Here is a 21,699-nt window from a genome sequence, read left to right as displayed (position 1 = left end):
GGGGAAAGATGCTGGTAAGTAGTCGTTTTCAGATCGTATACTCAGCACCTCATGTATATTTAACGGAAAAAATTGAAGACTACGATTAAAGGTTTATCTCTGATTTCGGTTTATCTCCGAATCTAACTTTTGATGCTGAAAAAATTATGAAAACAGAGAGCCCTCAACTGGAAAACACCATGTCTATCGCAGAAAGGGCTCGCTCTTTCATAAATCGCCTTGCTCGACTCAAGCCCACCAGGCTGCTAATCTTTACCGTAGTTTTTCTATCTTGCCTGTTACTTTCTCTCGGTGCCGTTTTTTTACAACCGGCGATTTACCAGAGTTACGCCACCTTGCTGACAGTCGCCAAAACAGCGATTGATCAAGCAAGCAGGGAAGCAGATATTCAGCATGTCACCATTCAAAAGCAGGTTCTCCTTGGCCCAGAGCTATTAACTGAAACAGCAAGCCGTCTGCGCGAAGGAAGTGACACTGAAGCAGGCATTGATCTGACACCTGCAACCATTCGCGACATGCTGGATGTTCGGCCAATAACCGATACTAATCTAGTCGAAATGGTTGCCGAAGGAAGCGATCCTGCGCTGCTCCCACGCCTGATCAATACCTGGATTGATGTCTATCTGGATGCACGGGCAGAAGAAGTTGCTCGATCCAAAGGCTCAACAATACAAATGATGCAGGAAGAACTGGCTGCGCTAACTGCAAAAATCGAACAAAAAAGACTTGAGCTTGAGCAGTTTAGAAAACATAACAAAATTATTACAACCGAACGGCAGGATAATGAAGCACTGGCGCGTCTCAAGGGCCTGACCGACTCGTTGAACAAAGCCAGTGAAGAAGAAGTCAAGGCAAAAGCACGACTCGACGCTATCAGAAAGTCGATTGAACTAGGACAGGTTGTCGTACCCACTGAAGATACCCGCACGCTGAGTGCACTCGAAAAACGCGCCCAGGAATTACGGGAACAACTGGAAGAGCTTGACCGGCAATATACCCGCGAGTATATGGCCTTAACCCCTTCCCTCAAGGTTATCCCGGACAAATTGCGGGCATTAGATGATGAAATTCAGCATATCCGCCATAAAGGGCAATCTGTAGTCATCAGTGAAGCCGAACAGAACTATGCTGCTGCTCTACAAGCTACTCGTTCAATACAAGAGCAACTGGACCAGCACAGACAAAAAGCAGCCGAGTTTACTGCTCGCTTCACCGAACATGATGCATTGAAATCTGATCTGGAAGAGCTAGAGCAGCTCTATCGGGACACACAATCAAGACTGGCTCAGATTGAAGCGCAACACACCGGGAGATATCCCTATGTTGATATTATCGAACGAGCTTTTTTACCCCATCACCCAATCAGGCCGGATTATTTATGGAATGCCATGATTGCGACACTGCTATCCTTGCTAATGGGCTTGGCTGCTATCTGGATTTTTGAATTTCTGATGCACAAAGAACAGGAAAAACTGGCCATTCACCTGTCCGATATTCATCTTCACAATCAGAGTAATTTACCTCGCAGCGCTCTTAGCATACCGCCATCAACGCCCGCCAATCTGCTTCGAGAACCTATACAGGCACTAGAGCACATCAAAATAGATGAATACACGCCCCGGCAAATTGACGAACTATTTCACGCGGCAAAAGCCAAGGAAAAACAGCTGCTTATCTTTCTGCTAAGCGGCCTGACACCTGATGAAATCGCAAACCTGCAAAATGATGACGTTGATCTTGAAAACAACTTGCTCACAATTAGAAATATATCCACCAGAACAATCCCTCTACACCCTGCCCTGGCTACACTCTACAGTAAACATGGCTATTGCCTGACTGATCCCACCGGGAATCGGTTGGGCCGGGAAGATTTGGAAGCGTTGCTGACCTGTCTGCAAATTGATGCCGATCTGCTGATAACCAGCCGGATTTCTGCTGAAACACTGCGGCAGACCTATATTCTCTATCTGATCAGACAGGGAATGCGGCTGGCCGACCTCGAACCTGTTGTTGGTTATATCTCGCCGACAGAACTGTCAGAATACGGCGCTTATGCTCCACCGGGAGCCAAGCAGCCGATCGAAGCAATAAACTTATTTTATCCTCTTGAACAAAAACAGGATTTATAACTTTGAGTTTAATAGCGCATCAACCAGATTTTTTTCAATCAAACGATACTGATCATCATGATTGTGAAGGCTTAATAATCCGCTCCAGGCAGGGTTTTGTCTGAGTATATTAATAATTCCATGCCATCCATCAGGTGGATCACCACGCTCCGGTTGTTGATCCACCTGATCAATATGGCGAGCAGCATGGCCCCGGTTCATCAGCTTGTCCAGCAGCTGATGCTGACGCAGATACAGTAACTGTAACGTGTTGTCATCTACACACAACCATCGAGTCCCCTGAAACTTTGCCTGAATCTCCTTACCATAGCGTCTGAATGTAGACCAGCCAGTGCCTGCAATTGCGCCCAATATACTGGCAGTACCAAGACTCAATCCCCCGGTCATCAAATCGATTCCAGCTCCGGCAGCCGCACCTTTTAGCGCGGCACTGCCAATATCCAGCCCATAAGCCTTTAGTATGCCGGGGGCAAACAGATCAAGCTGCCAATATCCGTTTTGTACCGGTATCTTTTGCAGAGCGACATCCTTGTCTGTGAAATTAAACATCTTCAACAAGTCGGTCAGGCAATTTTGCTCTGCCTGACGCACAAAATCCTGCAATCTTATCGCCGCCGAGGATGTATCCACTGAATTCCGATCATCATCGGTTGGCTCCCGATAACAGGCTGCGGTAATGATCAATCCGGCAATCCGTCTGGCGGCGGATATACAAAGCTGGTTCCATATTCGTGCACGGTGGTCAATCAGGCGTTGCAGACGGGTGTAGTGTATTTCCAACAGGCTTTGTATTTTCTGATACAAACGCTTTTCCGCCTCAAAAGCAAATGCAACAGTATCCAGCTCAAGTGAGGCATAGATGTTGAATGCCGCCAGCTTCTTTCTCCACAGATCAAGCTCGGCCCGATGCGCGGCAGTAAAGTTGAATATCGGAATGATGGGTTTTATTGCTTTACCAAGTATCTCAATTTCGATGAGATATTTTTCGAGTACTGGCTCACGCACATCAATTACATACAGCAGGACATCGCTGCGCAATATCTGCCGAATAACCTTGGCTTCCTGCTCCAGTGGATCATTGAGGGAGGTGGCTAATACAAACTTCTCCAGCTGCTCATTCGGGGTTAAACGTTTATTCCTGGAAGCGATTATTTGCAGCTCGTCCTGCAGTGCGTACACATCCTCAATTCCGGGTGTGTCGTGCAGATTCAGCACTGCTTCGCTGCCTGCAAAAATAGTCGCCCGTTCAACATGCCGAGTCGAGCCGGCAGCATCTTCAACCTTACCAAAGCTGGTACTGCGCAACAAGGTACGAATCAGTGAGGTTTTTCCTGTATTAGTATGGCCAACAACAGCAATCTCCAGAAGTGGTGCGTCTTGTTCTGCAGCCCCCCCGCTTGCTTTCATATCAAAATGGATCGTCATCAGGAAAGAACATGTTCGGCTGGAATTGCACTGGCTTGTGCCAACCGGAACCAGGCTTGTTTACGTGACTCCGTAATTGGAATAGCAGCATTATTTTGCAGTAAAACCAGCCAGATCTGGCCAGATGCCAATGCAGTCAGTTTTTTTATGATCCGTTGCACCCCGCGATCAGGCAGCCGATGCGCAGCCACACCAATGAGCAAGGAATATCTGGATTTCTTGATCATCTCTACCGCCCGCATAAGCGTTTCCTGATCTGCCACATTTTCCTGGCAAACCATTCCTTTCGGCCAGATGATGTGATTATCCAGCTCAATGCCGATCACCAATGCTTCCTCCGGCAAATGCCGATTGTGCCCCTTGCGGGCAACTTGCACCGGCTGCTCTTGTGCGACTCCCGGATCGCGATCGATCACACTCGCCATAAATTCATTTGCAATCAGGCTCTGCCGCAACGTGACATAGTAGGGCAGGTATAAATCCAGCTTGTAACGATACTCCGATAATTTCAACATTAAAAATGCGAACAAAGCCAGTATTATCCGAGGCAACACTCCATAAACAATCAGCGCTCCCACCAGAAATTTTGCCCAGGCGTTTCTGATCGAAGCATCTTGCATGCCTGCCCCAATCCGGCTGGCTGCGATCTGCTGACTGTCAGGAGAGGCCAGACCGATCAATTCCATGGGGGCAGCCAGAAGCCGGGTAAGTTCAGGCAGACTGTTTTCTGGTAACAACGTTGTCCCCCAAACAAAATCGTACTGTTTTGCCAGCATCAACAGGATTAGTGTTCCCATCCCTGCAAGCAGATAAATCATCCAAAACTGGTGAGTCAGCAGGCTGATTCGCCACTTACCCACCTTGCCGAACAGACAGGTTTCCCACCAGGCGTGCGCAGCAAGCGTGCCAATGGAATCCTTCTCCTTTTTCTTGAGCTGGAGGAAGGGCAACCAGCGCGCCAATTGTGCAGCAATACCCGAACTTAACCCTTGAATACCCAGCGTAATCCCCGCACTCCACAGCAGCATCGAGAAAAAATTGAATCCGAGTAACACAACCAGCAGCCAATAAATATTCAGCGTCGAAGAATCACCGGTTGCATTAATCGCTGCCAGTCCGCCAAGAATTGTTGCCAGAACCAGAATGACTCTGCCCGCGCGCACAAACAGCTTCTCTGGCTGTTGGAGAATATCGTCCAGGTGATTATCGTGAATCAGATGATGGGCACGATTCAGAAGTCTTTCCAGAAAAGCTGCGTAACTGAAACCAGCAACAGGATACGATTCCATATTGGCAACACCCGCATAGGAAAGCGTCTTCGCCTGACCGGTTTCAATATGCCGCAGCTGCTCCAATCGAACCAGATCATTAAAATCATGGTTTTTAAAAGCCATCACTATTGATATATCAAAGCAGAATAAATAAAAATCAGATTACCCCAGAATACCCGGGCGGCGACCTGAAAATCCTGTCATCAGGCAGTACAAACTACCAATATATGGCAACAGGAAGCGGCTATCACAGGCAGATCTAATACAAGCTTCCACCCGCAAAAACCCGGAAAACCGTACAATTCACACGCTACTGAACAAAACAGAATACCCGAAAGGGAACAGTGAAATCCGTTCATTTATTCCAGGAAGGATATTATTAATGAAACCCGTCGCAATTCTCAGGTTTTTCTCACTTGAAGGGCCCGGCTATTTTGCCACATTTCTTGATCAGCATCATATTCCCTGGCAGCTCATCTGCCTGGATAAAGGCATGCTTCCTCCGAATAATCCAAGGGGATACAGTGGTTTGGTATTAATGGGCGGGCCAATGAGCGTGCATGATGATCTTCCCTGGATCAACCTCGTATTATCACTCATCAGGCAGACAGTAGCCATTGATATCCCGGTGCTGGGCCATTGCCTGGGTGGGCAACTGTTATCAACCGCCCTCGGGGGTATCGTAACAAGTAACCCAGTTAAGGAAATTGGCTGGGGACAAGTGCATATTGAAGAAAGCACACCTATCGCACAGGATTGGTTTGGCAGCGATCTCTCAGAATTTGACGCCTTTCACTGGCACGGTGAAACCTTCAGCATACCGGCAAATGCTGTACGACTGCTATCCAGCCCTTATTGTCCTAATCAGGCTTTTGCACTGGGCATCCATCTGGGTATGCAGTGTCACATTGAAATGACAGCGGCGATGGTCAAAGCATGGTGCGAAGCGAATATTGATGAGCTGTTGCGTAACCATGGAAATCCCGCCGTCAGTAGTAGTGAGGAAATTCAGACGAACCTGGAGGAGCGCATTACTGCATTGCAATCAGTTGCAGATCGTCTGTACAAAAAATGGATAACTGCATTAAAAAATTGATGGCCGCAAGCAATACGGCCATCCATCAGGAGATTACATAAAGCAGTTGTTAAATAGCTATTTCAGCTCGCATTTTCTTCATGGCCTTGGCTTCAATCTGGCGCACCCGTTCGGCAGAAACACCCAATTCTTTAGCCAGTTCATGCAAGGTTGCGGCCTTATCTTCCCGCAGCCAGCGGGCCTCAATAATACGACGACTGCGCTCATCCAGGCTATCTAGAGAATCTTTCAGTTTCGCATGCGTCAACCGCTCCAGCTGTTCTTTTTCCAGCTCTCTGGACGGGTCTGATCCGTCTGTCAGATAGGCAATCGGGCTAAAATCCTCTTCATCACTATCCGTTAGCGGCTCAAGTGAAATATCCCGACCACTAAAGCGTGTTTCCATCTCGACAACCTCTTCCGCCTTAACGCCCAGTTGCTCTGCCATGGTCGCAACCTCTGCCTGATTCATCGTATCCAGCCCTTTTTTCATGCTACGCAGATTGAAAAAAAGCTTTCGCTGCGGTTTGGTGGTGGCAATCTTGACCAACCTCCAGTTGCGCATGATGAATTCATGGATTTCCGCCTTGATCCAGTGAATTGCAAAGGATATCAGGCGAACACCACGTTCCGGATCAAAACGTCTGACAGCCTTCATCAAGCCGATATTACCTTCTTGTATCAAATCAGCATGTGGCAACCCATAGCCCAGATAACCACGTGCAATCGTCACAACTGTACGCAAGTGAGAAAGTACCAGTTGATGCGCTGCATTGATATCCCCATTTTCCTGCATTTTTTTAGTCAGCGATATTTCCTCTTCCCGTGATAAAACAGGAAAACTGTTAGCTGCACGAATATAGCTCTCCAGATTCCCTCCACTTATTACCGGTAAAGTTAAAATCTCACTCATATATATTTTCCTCCTGATTTCCGAATGAATATTACGGAATATAAAATCAACAAGCATATTTTAGCACTCTCACCCCTCGAGTGCTAATTCAATATTAAGGTAAAACAACAAAAGATCCTGTCATCAAACAAAGAACAAATATGCTTTTATTTGAGGCTGTTCTCTCTGCGAAATATCCCGAAATATTTGATCACAAACCACAGCAACTATCCAAAAGATAAAAGATGACACCTGGCGATCCGATTGGCAAGCAGCAGAGGAAAAGCTGAATAAATTATAGTGGTCAAGATGGTTGAAATCCGGTTCCGTAGGAGTATGCTATTTTTTCAATTTTCATCACAACACCATACATCTTGATCAGTCCGCATTTTTAGATACCCACTGGAAATTGTAATAGTTGCCAAAGGAGACCCAATGAAAATGTATCATTTATTACTTCTACTATGGCTGGGCGCAGGAGCGCCATCGCTCAGCCACCCGCTGTAGAAAAGGCAGCTTTTAATCCTCCTGATGAATCCACCATTCCTGCCAGCCCGCAGGGAGATGCCATTCGTCTGGGTCAGAAGCTCCTGTTTCAGACATCTCTGCTTCTAAAAAATAATTCAGGGAGTGCATTGAACTGTACAAGCTGCCATCTCAATGGCGGCCGCCAACCCAATGCCGCACCCTGGGTCGGAATTTGGGGAGCATTCCCTAGGTACCGTGCCAGAAACGCCAGGATCAATTCTTTGCAAGATCGGATTAACGACTGTTTCGAGCGTTCTTTGAACGGAAAAACATTACCCTACGAGTAATGAAATGCTCGCCATTCTCGCCTATATGCACTGGCTATCAAAAGATGTCCCAACTGGCGTGGATGTAGAGGGTCGCGGTTTTATCAGAATTACCGCGCCTCAACCTCCAGATATGGAAAGAGGGAAAAAAGTTTATGCCGATAAATGTGCTATTTGTCATTAGCCGGACGGGCAAGGGCAATATGGGCCAAACGGTGAAGTAATTTTTCCTGCGCTATGGGGAGACAAATCCTTTAATATCGCTGCCGGCATGGCCAGACTAAATACAGCGGCTGCGTTTACCAAAGCCAATAGCCTCTTGGGCAAGGCAATACATTAACCGATCAAGAGGCCTTTGATGTAGCACTATACTTTACTCGACAACCTCGGCCGGATTTTGTAAAAAAACTCCAGGACTGGCCTAAGGGTAAGAAACCGAAAAACGCACACTATTAACTTATCAGCCAATTTCCGGTTCACATCCGAACCACGAACCCAATCGAGTAGCTGTTGAACAGCTCCCCGGACCACCTATCGACAACTTGTATTCTCCCTTCTGGGAAGAGATTTTCTGCTTCAGATAAAAACAAATGAAATATTTCAGCTGGATATGGCTTATCCAAGCCATTTTTTCTTCTACCAGGCCATAATTCACGCAGATAGTAGTTTGTTACCCGCCAAAGATCGCCAAATCGAACAAACGGACATCAACACCATTCAAATCGTGAATCGTCTACCTTTTATCGCCGTTCACGTAGTTATTATGTGAGTCACTCTACAACGTGATCATCCCGCATATGTCCGCAACCTTTCTCAAGCCGGAATTGATGCTTTCAAGAATCTTTACTGGCTGGATGCCGGGCTAGAGAACCGCACATATTATTAATTTCACAACAACGATATCCGACGCTCACAAATCACCAATGATTATCCCATTTTGCTCAGATCAAGGGTTTAGCGAGTTTGTAAAGAAACAACAATTGGTGACACCAGGAAAAGTTACTAACTCCCCTAATCTGTTTTATATCGAAGTATCAATCCACGCCTTCTAATAACATCTGATCACCCTTGAATAAACTGACGGGTGAATTACCAACAATTTATTCGAAAAAAATCTGCGGCCTACAATGCAGCACGAGCAGCAACAAAAAGCCCTTGATTACCCGGGTTGATCTTCACTCAACCGCGTTTCTCAGCTACTTATCAAACTCTCCTCACAGCTGAGTCATTTTCTTTATATTCAAAATAACAATAAAGAAATCATTATTTATTATTTTTAATAATAAGCGATCGTTGGTATCTTCTCCCCACTCATGCGGAAACACCGAGAATCATCAACTGACAACCACAACAAGAATAATTGTCATTATTGAAAATATTGCAACCATCCGGCCAGAAGAACTGGATAACTTCTTCCCGACACGGGGTATGAATGAAACGCCCAACATGGATATGGCTTTACCTGATTATATTTTTGTCACAGACAAATATGGCTTACGCAAAAGAAGATTTCACAACAACTGGAAGCAGCCAAACGATACAGACAACGTCATGGCCAAATTTATACCAGCGCGCTCGCAGCTACAGTACGCACCCGGAATCCGATCCACCTCGTTATGTTCGTAATCTGTCTCAAACCGGGATTGATGCCCTCAAAAATCTTTACTGGCTGGATGTCGGGCTGGATTACCGCATACGTTATGAACATCGCCACAATGATATCCGGCGCTCACGCATTACCACAGATAACCCTGTTCTACTCAGAACACGAGCCTATCTAGGTATCAGGGAAATTCTGGATCCCCTGCGCTTCGTCGTCGAATTTGAAGATGCTCGCCGCTATAACAGTAAATTCCCTAAAGATAATCGCGACTGGAATGAATTCGAACTGATCCAAACCTATGGTGAACTCTATTTTAAGGATGCGCTGGGGCGGGATGACCTGGGTAATCATCGCCCTGTCAGAATTCGAGGTGGCCGCATGGTATGGGAAGCACTGGATCGGCGCTTACTGGCCAGCAATCAATGGCGTAACACTACCAATAATTTTGAGGGTTTCCGCATGACATTAGGCCAGGAATCGAATAACTGGGAATTTGACGCATGGGGCGTGCAGCCGGTCATAAGACTGATAGACAAATTTGACCGGCGCGACAAAGGTCAGTGGTTTTATGGCGTAATCGGACATTTTCGCCAGTGGTCAAAAATAGTCACCATCCAACCCTATTACATGGGACTGATACAGGATGACGATGGTGGAACACGAGCCAAACGTGAAATCCACTCTCCCGCCATCCGGGCCTACGGCATTGTACCTAACACTGAAGTGGATTTCGATCTCGGCGCTGTTTATCAGTTTGGGCGCGACGGCGGACAGAAAAAATCAGCGCACGCCTATTTACTTGAATTTGGCTATACCTTTCAGCAGGCTGCCTGGAAGCCTCGCATGAGTGCCTTTTACGGTTATATAAGCGGTGATCGTGATCCCAATGACCATACAAATAACCGTTTTGAAAGATTTTTCGGTTTCGGACGTCCCTGGTCAGCTGATGACTATGTCATTATGGAAAATATCCAGGCACCAAAAATCAAAGTAGAGTTCCAGCCACACCCGGATTTACAAATCGATGGTGGCTATAACGGCTTCTGGCTCGCCAGTAAAGCCGATCGTTTCAATAACCTTCTCAGTAGCAATGGAAATAACCGTGATCGCAGTGGTAACAGCGGAAGCTTTCTCGGACATTCAGCCGATATTCGCGCCCGTTACAGGCTGACGCCCCATATCAGTACCACACTGGGCTATTCGCATTGGTTCAACGGTGGATTTGTAAAAAATCGGCAACTGGCGGAACTAGGAGAAACAACTGCCGGTACGGACTTTTTTTATGTAGAAATCGCTGTCAGCGCATTCAAATAACATCGACTTATTTACAAAAGGAAATCAAATGCAATTCAACACATGGTTGTCAGTCGGTCTATTAATATTGGTTATGGTAAATTCTAATCAGGCACTTGCTGATCGGGCCATTCTCAATGTTTCCTATGATCCGACACGCGAGCTGTATGAGGAATATAATCGTAAATTCACCCGCTACTGGCAGGAAAAAACCGGAGAGAAAATTACTGTCAGACAGTCTCATGGCGGCTCCGGCAAGCAGGCACGTGCGGTCATCGACGGTGTGCCTGCAGATATAGTGACACTTGCCCTTGCTCACGACATCGATGCAATCAGCGAACAATCCGGACTGATCCTGGCCGAGTGGCAGAAACGCTTATCCAACAACAGCTCACCCTATCTCTCAACAATCGTCCTGCTGGTACGCAAAGATAATCCCAAAGGAATCAAGGACTGGGATGATCTGATCAAACCGGATGTTGCCGTCGTAACCCCCAACCCGAAAACATCGGGTGGCGCACGCTGGAATTATCTGGCAGCGTGGGGTTTTGCACTAAAAAAACATGATGGTGATGAAGCAAAAGCACAAGAGTTCCTCACCAGACTTTATAAGAATGTCTCGATACTCGATTCAGGGGCGCGTGGATCAACCATCAACTTCATCCAGCGCGGTATAGGGGACGTTCTGATTTCCTGGGAAAATGAAGCTTTTCTGGCACTCAAGGAATATGGCCCGGAGAAATTCGAAATAATCATACCTTCGATCAGTATTCTTGCCGAACCCCCTGTCACCGTCGTTGACAAAAATGCTGACAGACATGGCGTACGTAATATCGCGCAGGCCTATCTCGATTATCTATACAGCAAAGAGGGACAGGAAATTGCTGCACGCAACTTCTATCGGCCGAGTGATCCGGAAATAGCCAGGCAATACGCTCACCAGTTCCCGGCAATCGATCTGTTTACGATAAATGAAGTATTTGGTGGCTGGCCGAAAGCGCAGAGCATCCACTTCAAGGATGGCGGCCTGTTCGACAAAATATATGTAAATCAATGATTGATTCTGTATCCAGCATATTGACTGCTCATAAATTCAAATTCAAGAAGACCCGGAAATGTCAAATTTTTCTGAGTGTGCACCCACGCCTATTGAGTAGTAACGAGCTACCGCACTATCAGATGGATGGCTATTCAGAAGACGGGAGCACTCGTGATACCAGGATCCCTCCTGCCTGTCAGAAAAATTGAAATACAAGAGCAACTAACAGCAGCAAAGCAGGCGGATATGTATTATCCGCCGGGCGGTTTTTAGGACAGGCAGCATAACTCGCAATATGATCTCGGCCGCCATCTAGAAAAGATTTTCACAATCGAATAACAGGAGCTTGAATTTTGAGCACTTTCAAACAATACAGTGTGTTACCCGGGTTCAATCTGGCATTTGGATTCACCCTGCTCTACCTGAGTCTGGTCGTGCTAATTCCCCTGTCGGCAGCATTCATCCACAGCGCGAAACTGACCTGGCCGGAATTCTGGAGTACCGTGACCGCACCCCGAGTTATCGCATCCTATCGACTGACATTTGGAGCCTCATTTGCAGCCGCAGTGGTCAATGCATTTTTCGGATTGCTGGTAGCCTGGGTGCTGGTACGTTACCCGTTTCCGGGCAAGCGTCTGGTCGATGCCCTGATCGATCTGCCTTTCGCACTGCCCACCTCCGTTGCCGGCATCACACTCACCGCAATTTACGCGGGGAACGGCTGGATCGGACAGTACCTGGAACCACTGGGAATCAAGGTTGCATTCACACCCATCGGCGTATTTGTTGCCCTGATATTCATCGGATTGCCGTTCGTTGTGCGTACCGTTCAGCCCGTACTGGAAGATATCGAAAAAGAACTGGAAGAAGCTGCAGCCATGTTAGGTGCAACTCGCTGGCAAATTTTCCGGCGCATTATTTTCCCCACAATTCTGCCCGCACTGACCACTGGCTTTGCATTGGCGTTTGCCCGCGCTATCGGGGAATATGGATCAGTAATTTTTATCGCCGGCAATATCCCGATGATTTCGGAAATCACGCCGTTACTGATTATCACCAAACTGGAACAATATGATTACACCGGTGCAACTGCTATTGCTGTCGTGATGTTGGTGATTTCATTCATTCTTTTGCTGATCATCAACCTGTTGCAATGGTGGGTTCACCATCGCGGCATAAAAGTATAAAGGAATCATGACTACCATCCCATTACTTCAAGCCTCTTCGGCACCGCACAAGATACTGGTTACACAGGAATCACCATGGGCACGCTGGATACTCACCCTGCTGGCGCTCTCCTTCCTATCCCTTTTTCTTTTACTGCCGCTGGTAGCAGTCTTTTTTGAAGCGCTGAAAAAAGGATGGGATGTTTACATCGCTGCTATCACCGAACCGGATGCTCTCGCTGCCATCCAGCTCACACTGACCGCTGCAGCCATTGCTATACCACTTAATCTGGCTTTCGGCATTGCGGCTGCCTGGGCAATTGCCAAATTCGAGTTTCGCGGCAAAAGTATTTTGATCTCCCTGATTGATCTGCCCTTCTCCGTCTCTCCCGTCGTTGCCGGATTAATTTACGTACTAATATTCGGTCTGCAGGGCTGGATGGGGCCGTGGTTGAGAGAGCACGATATTTCTATCATTTTTGCAGTGCCTGGCATTGTTCTGGCCACCATCTTTGTGACTGTGCCATTTATCGCACGCGAGCTGATTCCACTGATGCAAGCCCAAGGAACAGAGGAGGAAGAAGCGGCCATCATTCTCGGGGCGAATGGCTGGCAGACGCTCTGGTATATCACTCTTCCCAACATCAAGTGGGGATTGCTGTATGGCACCATCCTTTGCAATGCAAGGGCAATGGGCGAGTTCGGGGCGGTATCGGTTGTTTCTGGACATATTCGCGGCCTGACCAATACACTTTCCCTGCACGTCGAAATTCTTTACAACGAATACAACTCTGCTGCTGCTTTTGCAGTGGCCTCCCTGCTGGCGTTACTGGCACTGATTACGCTGGCACTAAAAACATTTGTTGAATCCAGAGTTGCGCAGAAAACATCCAGATAAGGAAATTACACATGAGTATCGAGATACGCAATCTTTCCAGGCAATTTGGCTCTTTTGTTGCCCTGCATAATATTAATTTACAAGTTAATCCAGGCGAACTGCTCGCCCTGCTTGGCCCTTCCGGTTCTGGTAAAACCACGTTGCTGCGCATTATTGCTGGCCTGGAAACTGCTGATTCCGGGCAGGTGTTATTCAACCAGGAAGATTCAACTACCAAACATGTCCGTGACCGCCATGTTGGTTTTGTTTTTCAGCACTATGCGCTGTTTCGTAATATGACCATTTTCGAGAATGTGGCATTTGGCCTGCGTGTGCGCCCCCGAAAAGAGCGTCCCAACACCCGAGAAATCAATCGTCGCGTGACCGAGCTACTGCAACTGGTGCAACTCGACTGGCTGGCAGACCGTTATCCACACCAACTTTCCGGAGGCCAGCGCCAGCGCATCGCACTGGCACGGGCACTGGCGGTCGAACCCAGCGTTTTATTACTGGACGAGCCTTTCGGCGCGCTGGATGCCAAGGTGCGTAAAGAATTGCGTGCCTGGCTGCGCAAACTGCACAACGACATGCACATTACCAGTGTCTTTGTTACACATGATCAGGAAGAAGCACTGGAAGTGGCAGACCGGATCGTCATCATGAACCGGGGGCGTATCGAACAAATCGGCACCCCTGATGAAGTTTATGAAAAACCAGCCAACCCATTCGTGTACGAATTCCTGGGCCACGTCAATCTTTTCCATGGCCGTGTACACCATGGTCAGGCATGGATCAGCGGCTTGAAAATCGATGTGCCCGAACATGCTGCAGCAGAAGATCTCAACGCCATTGCTTATGTTCGCCCCCATGATATTGAGGTGAGCCGGGCTATAAACGGTGAATCCGCACTGGCAGTACATGTTGTTCACATTCTCTCAATTGGCCCGGTAGTACGACTGGAACTGATACATGGAGATAATCCGACCCAGCACACCATTCACGCCGCAATCAGCAAGGAACATTTTCGTAAATTACAGCTGGTAAAAGGAGATCAGGTTTTTATCAAGCCCCGTCGTCTCGCCTTGTTCCCAAACCATGACCAGGAACAGCTGATTTATTAATAGGGTAACGGTATTCTTTAAATGCTCTTTATTGAAAATCAGCCTTGATTGCCCTGATTATCGCTCGAGTTATAACCGCTTGTATCAGCAGGCCAGGCAGAAAATGGAAATGGACGCCGCTCGCTATTGAAGGTCAGAAACAAACTGATCTGATAGTCATACATTGCCAGTTGACGGCCCAGCTTAAGCAGCTGAATATTGGTTTGTCCGGCCAACAGGGTTGAGACTGTCTGGAATACCGCTAGCAGCATAATCAGAAATTTTACTCCTCCCTGGACGAAAAAAAACAACAGCATAAAAAGTACCCGGGTCCAGGTTTCAGTATTTTGCAAACGTTGTTTCACTTCATCATTCATGGAGAAAATACCAGTGAAATAAGGTTGATAATCAGCGAGTTCTCCCTGTTCTTTTCTGCAAAATTTTGAGCATTTCCTGCAGAAAATGAATCGACCAGGTAACGCCGAACCCGGTAACATCCGTACTGATCGCGCCCAATCCATCCTGATGACGGGAAGCAGAAAGATCCATATGCAACCAGGGAATATCATTCACAAAATGTCGCAGGAAACAGGCGGCAAGAATATGGTCTGCCTCACTTTCTATGGAGCACTGCTTGATGTCGGCAATTTTGCTTTCGAGATCAGCTTCATAATCATTGTCCACCGGAAACACGCATACTCGTTCGCCACTTGTTCTGCCCACTGCCACCGCATTTTGCGCCAGATAATCACGGTTGGTAAAAACTCCGCTGTAGCGAGTGCCCAGTGCGGTAATCAGGCTGCCTGTCAGCGTAGCATAGTCGATAATCAGATCAGGTTTTTCTCTGGCAGCAAGTGTCAGCGTATCCGCCAGTACCATCCGCCCTTCCGCATCCGTATGAACGACTTCTACCGTCATACCATTCAGAGCAGTAATCACATCATTTTGCTTGAACGCATCGGGGCTCACGTGGTTCTGGGCAATAGCAAGCCAGCAATCTATGTTGATTGGCAGATCGGCCCGGGTTGCAGCCAGAAGTGCCCCAAGCGCTACCGCCGAACCATTCATATCCTCATGCATGCCATACATATAGCGCGCCGATTTAAGATTATGTCCGCCTGTATCAAAGCAGATACCCTTTCCCACCAGGGCGATTGTTCTGTTAGTTTCACTGTTTTTTGCCGTTCTACGTAAATAAACAATTGCCGCATCATCCGTCAAGCTGCCCTGCGCGACGGCTGTAAATGCACCTGCCCCCATCTCGCGCAACCGGGATAATTCATATTCCTGGTATTGCCAGTTTTCACTGGCAGCCAGCTTTTTTATTTGTTCACGGTAAGTCTTGGGAGTCAGCTCGTTGGGAGGCAGGATAGTCAATCCTCTGGCAAGAAAATTTCCCTCTGCCTGTGCGCACTGTATGGCAAATCCAGTGGAATCAGCCGCGCCATGCAAATAAATTCTCTCCAGTGGCTTGTCATCCGCCTTACGCTGTTTACGTATCGGTAGTATTGCCCCATTAATCCAGGCGATATAAACTGCGAGTTCGGCCAGATGTCGTCTTTGTGTCTCATCTCCATAAACAGCCAGATGAATTTCAACCGGGTTCTCATTCAGCAGCAGTTGCATTGCCTTGCGAATCCCGGTTTGTTGTTCAAATACCGATTTGCCTGTATCCACCATCGTCCAGGCATAAAGCGCACCATTCTGCAGGTTGACAGATAACGGTTTTTCCGCCAACCGGCCTGGCGATGCGCCTTGCCGCTGCAGTAAATCATTGAGCACCTGCTCAGCAGGCAATGGGTATTTCCCGGGTATTTTCTCTGTCTTGGGAAAGATGATCAGTAAGTGAGAAGCCTGAGTCGATTCGTCAAAAGTATCGTCGTTTTGAGTAAGAGTTGCGAGCATTATTTTTTTAAGTAAACTGGCTTTAAAAGCCACCTGTACTATTCAATTGATATAGCGCTCTATTATATCTGCTTGATTCATACTTTCAGGATTATTCATGCATCCATACCTTGATCTAATGCGACATGTGTTGCAATACGGTCATAAAAAAACTGATCGCACCGGTACCGGGACACTTTCCATCTTCGGTTATCAGATGCGTTTTGATCTGCAACAGGGGTTCCCGTTGGTAACAACCAAGCAATGCCATGTCAAATCGATCATCCACGAATTGCTGTGGTTTCTGCGCGGCGATACCAATATTGACTATCTGAAGAAAAATGGTATTTCCATCTGGAATGAATGGGCAGATAAAAGCGGGGAGCTGGGACCGGTTTATGGCCACCAGTGGCGTTCCTGGACTGTTTCCGGCGACAAATCCATCGATCAGATTGCGCAAGTAATCCAGCAAATCAAAGCAACACCGGATTCACGCCGGATGATTATTTCTGCTTGGAACGTAGGAGATCTCGACAAAATGGCACTCGCTCCCTGCCATGTCCTGTTTCAGTTTTATGTGGTGGATGGCAAGCTCTCCTGCCAACTTTATCAGCGCAGCGCGGATATTTTCCTGGGTGTTCCATTCAATATTGCTTCCTATTCGTTGCTGACACTAATGATCGCGCAGTGCTGCAATCTCAGGCCTGGTGAATTCATTCATACATTTGGAGATGCACACCTGTATCTGAATCACCTTGAACAAGCTCGCCTGCAACTGACTCGTGAACCAAAATCCCTTCCCATAATGGAGCTAAATCCGGCAATCAAAAATATTCTTGATTTCAGGTACGAGGATTTCACCTTACATAATTATGATCCTCATCCGCCCATCAAGGCGCCTGTTGCCGTATGACTATACTGCAACCTGCCACCTCCCGGCTTGCCATTCTAGCTGCCATATCAGCCAACCGAGTGATCGGATTGAATAATGCATTACCTTGGCACTTACCAGCAGATCTTAAGCATTTTAAACAGCTAACCACCGGTCATATCGTTGTGATGGGGCGTCGTACATTTGATTCCATTGGCAAACCTCTGCCTAACCGTACCAATGTTGTGCTCTCTCGTCAGCATGTTCTTGATGTACCGGGAATTATCACGGCACACTCAATTCAGGAAGTGCTGGATCACTTCGCCAATGATGACAGGCAGATTTTTGTCATTGGAGGTGCTGAGCTATACCGACAAACACTACCACTGTGTCAGCGCCTGTACCTGACCGAGATTCAGGAGGATTTTGAAGGCGATACTTTCTTCCCGGAGTACGATCACGATGACTGGCAGGAAATTTCTCGCGAAATCCACCATGAAACAGGAGGTAGTGGCCTGGAATACCACTTTGTGATGCTGGATCACAAGCTGCCAGATTCTGGTAGCTGAACAACATAACCTGGCCTACTTGCTGAAGAACTCTACTGCGCTTGCTCCTCACCCCCGGAAACGAGTGATTCAGCTTCTATTCGAGCACGCCACTTTTTCACCCAGCCACCCAGTTCTTCGGCTGGCATAGGCTGCGCAATAAAGTTGCCCTGCGCCAGATCACAGCCGGTCTGGCGCAGTAATTCCCAGTCTTCACGATTCTCCACCCCCTCGGCGACTACTTCCATATTTAACTGCTTCGCCAATGCCAGACTGGCATCATAAATTGCACGCAGCGTTACATCCTTGGAAGCGTGATGCACAAACCCTTGATCAATCTTAAGTTCATCAAACGGAATATCCCGCAACTGTGTCAGTGAAGAATGTCCCGTACCAAAATCATCAATAGACAAATGAAAACGTTTCAGGCGCAAGCGGGTTAGAATTTCCAACGGAACCCGTTCATCTCCCATCAACTGACTTTCAGTAATCTCCAGCACTATTCTATTGGGAGGAATCTCAGTCTCGGCAGCCAACCTAACTACTGTATCTTGAAAATCAAGGGATGTCAGGTTGTCCATTGACACATTGACGGCCACTTTTAGATCACAACCCAGCTTCTGCCATATTCCCGCCTGAGCAAAAGCCTGCTCGAGTACCGTTTGAGTGAGGTGATTAATCAGGCCATATTTTTCCGCCGCACCAATAAACTGATTGGGATAAATCACTCCGTCCACGGGATGATGCCAGCGCACCAGTGTTTCAACTCCAACTATTTCCCCGGTCTCTACTCGGACTTTTGGCTGGTAATAGTTGACCAGCTCTCCGGAATTAAGCGCATTTTTAATTGCTTCCACATCATAGGTTTTGGGGACGGCTCCCTTTTCACTCTGTCCGGATAACGACGAAGCCAGCTTCATCAATTGCATTCGTAGCGCTTCAGGCTGTACCGGTTTTTGCAAGTAACCCAGAATGGGAATCTTGTGTGCCTGTACCAGTTTTTCCGTCGTTTTGAGCATGCGCTCATCCTCACCACTGACAAGAATCAAGCTGCCAGTAAATTTTCGTTCAACCAGATAGCGCACAAATTCAATACCATCCATACCGGGCATGTTGAGATCCAACAAAATCAGATCAGGCCGGGTAGTGGCATCATCCAGCAACTTCAATGCATCCACACCGTTTTCGCAACAATCAACAGACGGAAATCCCAGATTGATCAACATACGCGCCAACAACTTCAGTATGAACGGATCATCATCCAGGATCAGGATTCTGGTTGTAGATATATCAGTCATCATCGCTTCATCAATCACCCGTGCACAAATCTCAGGAACCCAATAAAAAGCATAGCACGCCGAAATAATCCCGGACGGAGTTAAATAAAATTTCTCATCATAATAGGCAGGTAATTCTTCCTTTGTTTGCTAACTAAGAGCGACTTCAAGCACAGCAGAATACCAAAAACCTGATCTCTAAAAACCATTCTAGGAATCTGAAAGATATGAATACTGGAAAAAATACGACTTTTCTAGCTCATGTCCGTCATGATAAAGAAAATCTCTGGCATGAACACGCCCTGGATGAACACTTGCGTGAAGTCGGTCGCCGTGCAGGTGAAGCAGCCAATGCTTTTGGTAGCGCCGACTGGGCCAGGCTGGCGGGAATTTGGCACGATTTGGGGAAATACAGCAATGAATTTCAACGATACATCAAAAATGCAAGCGGCTACGAAGCTGCCGAAGCACATATTGAAGGTGCACCGAGCCGTGTGGATCACTCCACTGCCGGAGCTATTCACGCAATACGTCAGCTGGGTAAATCTGGTCGCATTCTGGCTTATCTGATTGCAGGTCATCACGCTGGCCTGCCGGACTGGTCCGCTTCGGAAACCGGCGGCAAGTCGCTTTCCGTACGTTTGAACTCGGAACATGACTATCTGCTCGATCGTATCCCGCCCCAAGCTGTTCCCGCAGATATTTTTGATCAAACCCTACCGACCACCAAACCTAAAGGGGGCACGAAAGGATTGCATCTTTGGTTGCGCATGCTGTTTTCGTGTTTAACCGATGCTGATTTTCTCGATACCGAGGCTTTCATGGATGGCAGCAAAGCCGCCGTCCGCAAAGGTTATCGCGATTTGGCCGACTTGCTGGAAACATTTGATAACTACATGATGAGTAAAGCCAAAACTGATACACCGGTTAATGTCATCCGTACCGCTATCCTGAACCAATGCCGGAAAAAAGCGCAGCTTGCACCGGGAATGTTTTCCCTGACGGTACCGACAGGAGGAGGAAAAACCCTGTCCGGAACAGCCTTCGCATTAGAGCATGCGATATGGCACCAGAAGCGGCGCATTATCTATGTCATTCCGTACACCAGCATCATCGAGCAGACTGCCACTATTTTTCGCGATGTTTTTGGTGACAACATCGTTGAACATCACGCCAATCTCGATCCCGACAAGGAAGATGCCTGCTCCAGGCTGGCAACGGAAAACTGGGATGCACCGATCATCGTCACCACCAATGTCCAGTTTTTGAATCCCTGTTTGCTGCCCGCACCAGCCGCTGCCGCAAGCTGCACAACATCGTTAATAGTGTCGTCGTGCTGGACGAAGCACAATTGCTGCCACCAGAATTCTTGCAGCCAATCGCTGACATCATGAATCTGCTGGCAGCTCATTACGGCGTGACATTCGTACTTTCCACTGCTACCCAACCGGCATTGGATTCTTTTCAATCTTTCGGTGAACAGCCTTTTCGCGGACTGGATAATGTGCACGAGATCATGGATGACCCGGACAGCCTGTACCGGAAACTGAAACGGGTTGAAGTCACAGTTCCCGATGATCTGACAACGCCTGACGACTGGCAAAGTATCGCCAATGCACTGCAAAAACACTCAACCGTACTTTGCATTGTCAATCGCCGCGACGATGCACGTGAACTGTACCGATTGATGCCGGAAGGAACCATACATTTATCGGCACTGATGTGCGGAAAACACCGCAGCCACGTCATCGCTGACATCAAGGCAAAATTGAAGAATAACCAGTCTGTTCACGTGATCAGCACGCAACTGGTAGAAGCCGGCGTGGATTTTGATTTTCCGGTAGTGTATCGCGCACTGGCCGGGCTGGATTCAATTGCGCAGGCTGCCGGGCGCTGCAACCGGGAGGGTAAACTTTACACACCGGGGAAAGTAGTGGTTTTCGTCCCCCCCAAACCTGCGCCTCCCGGCTTGTTGCGCCAGGCTGCACAGATCTCGGTCAGTCTGTTATCCGGCAATAAAAATGATGTGCTGGAACGCGGACTTGCCAAGCGGTTCTTCGAACATCTTTACGTACGTGCTCCTTCACTCGACAAATATGGCATCCATGATTTGCTTACACGCGATGCCGGCGATGGCGTAATTCAGTTCCGCACCGCAGCAGCCAGATTCCACCTGATAGATGACAGTGCTTACCAAACCATACTGGTGCGCTATGACAACAATGATGCGCTGCTCGGCCAACTGAAAAAGGAAGGGCCACAACGCTGGTTGATGCGCAAGCTGCAGCGTTACTCGGTCAATCTGCCCAGGCATGTATTCGCACAGCTTGAAGCAAAGGGCGACGTATATCAGATATGGCCCGGCATTTACGCGCAGACAAGTGCAGCGCTTTACAACGATAAGCTCGGCGTGGTGTTCGACAGCAACATCACGCCGGATAGCCTGGTGATTTGA

The 21,699-nt window shown here is 47.8% G+C and carries 18 protein-coding genes; 12 read left to right on the top strand and 6 right to left on the bottom strand.

Annotated features, from left to right (window positions below; all coding sequences use genetic code 11):
* Positions 1 to 179 precede the first annotated feature (179 nt).
* Entirely contained in the window at positions 180 to 2,129 is a 1,950-nt protein-coding gene (locus tag ACZ5EJ_RS04690; RefSeq protein ID WP_256328350.1) for a GumC family protein, read from the top strand.
* On the opposite strand, the gene ACZ5EJ_RS04685 is transcribed toward ACZ5EJ_RS04690, so the two are convergent.
* Positions 2,124 to 3,554, bottom strand: coding sequence for a DUF3482 domain-containing protein (locus ACZ5EJ_RS04685; protein ID WP_074685287.1), 1,431 nt, complete (start codon positions 3,552 to 3,554; stop codon positions 2,124 to 2,126). The two genes, ACZ5EJ_RS04690 and ACZ5EJ_RS04685, sit on opposite strands and share 6 nt — an antisense overlap.
* Positions 3,554 to 4,948: a DUF2868 domain-containing protein gene (locus ACZ5EJ_RS04680; RefSeq protein ID WP_074685285.1), complete on the bottom strand. Its 1,395-nt coding sequence runs from the start codon at positions 4,946 to 4,948 to the stop codon at positions 3,554 to 3,556. Before ACZ5EJ_RS04680 ends, ACZ5EJ_RS04685 begins: the two co-directional genes overlap by 1 nt.
* Before the next feature lie 259 nt (positions 4,949 to 5,207).
* Between ACZ5EJ_RS04680 and ACZ5EJ_RS04675 the strand changes: the two genes are divergently transcribed.
* Positions 5,208 to 5,921, top strand: coding sequence for a type 1 glutamine amidotransferase (locus tag ACZ5EJ_RS04675; protein ID WP_464557589.1), 714 nt, complete (start codon positions 5,208 to 5,210; stop codon positions 5,919 to 5,921).
* Positions 5,922 to 5,970: 49 nt separating this feature from the next.
* On the opposite strand, the gene rpoH is transcribed toward ACZ5EJ_RS04675, so the two are convergent.
* Positions 5,971 to 6,813 (bottom strand): RNA polymerase sigma factor RpoH, encoded by an 843-nt coding sequence (rpoH, locus tag ACZ5EJ_RS04670; protein WP_464557588.1) that lies wholly within the window; start codon positions 6,811 to 6,813, stop codon positions 5,971 to 5,973.
* Between the two features lie 443 nt (positions 6,814 to 7,256).
* Here rpoH and ACZ5EJ_RS04665 point away from each other — a divergent pair, with 443 nt between their 5' ends.
* From ACZ5EJ_RS04665 to ACZ5EJ_RS04640, 6 genes are all read left to right on the top strand, one after another.
* Positions 7,257 to 7,607: a c-type cytochrome gene (locus tag ACZ5EJ_RS04665; protein ID WP_049753093.1), complete on the top strand. Its 351-nt coding sequence runs from the start codon at positions 7,257 to 7,259 to the stop codon at positions 7,605 to 7,607.
* A gap of 1,468 nt (positions 7,608 to 9,075) precedes the next feature.
* Positions 9,076 to 10,503, top strand: a complete 1,428-nt coding sequence (locus ACZ5EJ_RS04660) for an alginate export family protein (RefSeq protein WP_464557586.1) — start codon at positions 9,076 to 9,078, stop codon at positions 10,501 to 10,503.
* Between the two features lie 28 nt (positions 10,504 to 10,531).
* Positions 10,532 to 11,539: a sulfate ABC transporter substrate-binding protein gene (locus tag ACZ5EJ_RS04655; RefSeq protein WP_074685278.1), complete on the top strand. Its 1,008-nt coding sequence runs from the start codon at positions 10,532 to 10,534 to the stop codon at positions 11,537 to 11,539.
* A 335-nt stretch (positions 11,540 to 11,874) separates the two neighbouring features.
* Positions 11,875 to 12,708, top strand: coding sequence for a sulfate ABC transporter permease subunit CysT (gene cysT / locus ACZ5EJ_RS04650; protein WP_464557585.1), 834 nt, complete (start codon positions 11,875 to 11,877; stop codon positions 12,706 to 12,708).
* 7 nt (positions 12,709 to 12,715) lie between these two features.
* Positions 12,716 to 13,585 carry a sulfate ABC transporter permease subunit CysW gene (cysW, locus tag ACZ5EJ_RS04645; RefSeq protein ID WP_074685272.1) on the top strand — a complete coding sequence of 290 codons (870 nt, stop codon included), beginning with the start codon at positions 12,716 to 12,718 and terminating at the stop codon, positions 13,583 to 13,585.
* 11 nt (positions 13,586 to 13,596) lie between these two features.
* On the top strand, positions 13,597 to 14,685 hold the full coding sequence (locus ACZ5EJ_RS04640) for a sulfate/molybdate ABC transporter ATP-binding protein (RefSeq protein WP_074456101.1): 1,089 nt from the start codon (positions 13,597 to 13,599) through the stop codon (positions 14,683 to 14,685).
* A gap of 38 nt (positions 14,686 to 14,723) precedes the next feature.
* On the opposite strand, the gene ACZ5EJ_RS04635 is transcribed toward ACZ5EJ_RS04640, so the two are convergent.
* Positions 14,724 to 15,041 carry a DUF4389 domain-containing protein gene (locus ACZ5EJ_RS04635; RefSeq protein WP_074456102.1) on the bottom strand — a complete coding sequence of 106 codons (318 nt, stop codon included), beginning with the start codon at positions 15,039 to 15,041 and terminating at the stop codon, positions 14,724 to 14,726.
* A 31-nt stretch (positions 15,042 to 15,072) separates the two neighbouring features.
* A complete protein-coding gene (locus ACZ5EJ_RS04630; RefSeq protein ID WP_464557583.1) occupies positions 15,073 to 16,569 on the bottom strand; it encodes a M17 family metallopeptidase in 1,497 nt (498 codons plus the stop codon).
* A gap of 97 nt (positions 16,570 to 16,666) precedes the next feature.
* Here ACZ5EJ_RS04630 and ACZ5EJ_RS04625 point away from each other — a divergent pair, with 97 nt between their 5' ends.
* Together ACZ5EJ_RS04625 and ACZ5EJ_RS04620 are read left to right on the top strand one after the other, a co-directional pair.
* Entirely contained in the window at positions 16,667 to 17,461 is a 795-nt protein-coding gene (locus tag ACZ5EJ_RS04625) for a thymidylate synthase (RefSeq protein ID WP_464557582.1), read from the top strand.
* Positions 17,458 to 17,988 (top strand): dihydrofolate reductase, encoded by a 531-nt coding sequence (locus ACZ5EJ_RS04620; protein ID WP_074456105.1) that lies wholly within the window; start codon positions 17,458 to 17,460, stop codon positions 17,986 to 17,988. The genes ACZ5EJ_RS04625 and ACZ5EJ_RS04620 overlap by 4 nt, the downstream gene beginning before the upstream one ends.
* A 32-nt stretch (positions 17,989 to 18,020) precedes the next feature.
* On the opposite strand, the gene ACZ5EJ_RS04615 is transcribed toward ACZ5EJ_RS04620, so the two are convergent.
* A complete protein-coding gene (locus ACZ5EJ_RS04615) occupies positions 18,021 to 19,268 on the bottom strand; it encodes an EAL domain-containing response regulator (RefSeq protein WP_083331348.1) in 1,248 nt (415 codons plus the stop codon).
* A 203-nt stretch (positions 19,269 to 19,471) separates the two neighbouring features.
* Here ACZ5EJ_RS04615 and ACZ5EJ_RS04610 point away from each other — a divergent pair, with 203 nt between their 5' ends.
* Both ACZ5EJ_RS04610 and ACZ5EJ_RS04605 read left to right on the top strand, forming a co-directional pair.
* Positions 19,472 to 20,638, top strand: coding sequence for a CRISPR-associated endonuclease Cas3'' (locus tag ACZ5EJ_RS04610; RefSeq protein WP_464557580.1), 1,167 nt, complete (start codon positions 19,472 to 19,474; stop codon positions 20,636 to 20,638).
* Positions 20,578 to 21,699: a CRISPR-associated helicase/endonuclease Cas3 gene (locus tag ACZ5EJ_RS04605; protein WP_464557579.1), complete on the top strand. Its 1,122-nt coding sequence runs from the start codon at positions 20,578 to 20,580 to the stop codon at positions 21,697 to 21,699. The genes ACZ5EJ_RS04610 and ACZ5EJ_RS04605 overlap by 61 nt, the downstream gene beginning before the upstream one ends.

Source organism: Nitrosomonas sp. TNE100, assembly GCF_055387135.1.
The sequence above is the reverse complement of the archived record's forward strand: the minus strand, read 5'-3'. Positions and strand labels throughout refer to the sequence as shown.

Bases quoted from the DNA above. Each gene is read 5' to 3' on its own strand.
- ACZ5EJ_RS04690 (WP_256328350.1), top strand. From the start codon at position 180: ATGTCTATCGCAGAAAGGGCTCGCTCTTTCATAAATCGCCTTGCTCGA.
- ACZ5EJ_RS04685 (WP_074685287.1), bottom strand. From the start codon at position 3,554: ATGACGATCCATTTTGATATGAAAGCAAGCGGGGGGGCTGCAGAACAA.
- ACZ5EJ_RS04680 (WP_074685285.1), bottom strand. From the start codon at position 4,948: ATGGCTTTTAAAAACCATGATTTTAATGATCTGGTTCGATTGGAGCAG.
- ACZ5EJ_RS04675 (WP_464557589.1), top strand. From the start codon at position 5,208: ATGAAACCCGTCGCAATTCTCAGGTTTTTCTCACTTGAAGGGCCCGGC.
- rpoH (WP_464557588.1), bottom strand. From the start codon at position 6,813: ATGAGTGAGATTTTAACTTTACCGGTAATAAGTGGAGGGAATCTGGAG.
- ACZ5EJ_RS04665 (WP_049753093.1), top strand. From the start codon at position 7,257: ATGGCTGGGCGCAGGAGCGCCATCGCTCAGCCACCCGCTGTAGAAAAG.
- ACZ5EJ_RS04660 (WP_464557586.1), top strand. From the start codon at position 9,076: ATGGCTTACGCAAAAGAAGATTTCACAACAACTGGAAGCAGCCAAACG.
- ACZ5EJ_RS04655 (WP_074685278.1), top strand. From the start codon at position 10,532: ATGCAATTCAACACATGGTTGTCAGTCGGTCTATTAATATTGGTTATG.
- cysW (WP_074685272.1), top strand. From the start codon at position 12,716: ATGACTACCATCCCATTACTTCAAGCCTCTTCGGCACCGCACAAGATA.
- ACZ5EJ_RS04640 (WP_074456101.1), top strand. From the start codon at position 13,597: ATGAGTATCGAGATACGCAATCTTTCCAGGCAATTTGGCTCTTTTGTT.
- ACZ5EJ_RS04635 (WP_074456102.1), bottom strand. From the start codon at position 15,041: ATGAATGATGAAGTGAAACAACGTTTGCAAAATACTGAAACCTGGACC.
- ACZ5EJ_RS04630 (WP_464557583.1), bottom strand. From the start codon at position 16,569: ATGCTCGCAACTCTTACTCAAAACGACGATACTTTTGACGAATCGACT.
- ACZ5EJ_RS04625 (WP_464557582.1), top strand. From the start codon at position 16,667: ATGCATCCATACCTTGATCTAATGCGACATGTGTTGCAATACGGTCAT.
- ACZ5EJ_RS04620 (WP_074456105.1), top strand. From the start codon at position 17,458: ATGACTATACTGCAACCTGCCACCTCCCGGCTTGCCATTCTAGCTGCC.
- ACZ5EJ_RS04615 (WP_083331348.1), bottom strand. From the start codon at position 19,268: ATGATGACTGATATATCTACAACCAGAATCCTGATCCTGGATGATGAT.
- ACZ5EJ_RS04610 (WP_464557580.1), top strand. From the start codon at position 19,472: ATGAATACTGGAAAAAATACGACTTTTCTAGCTCATGTCCGTCATGAT.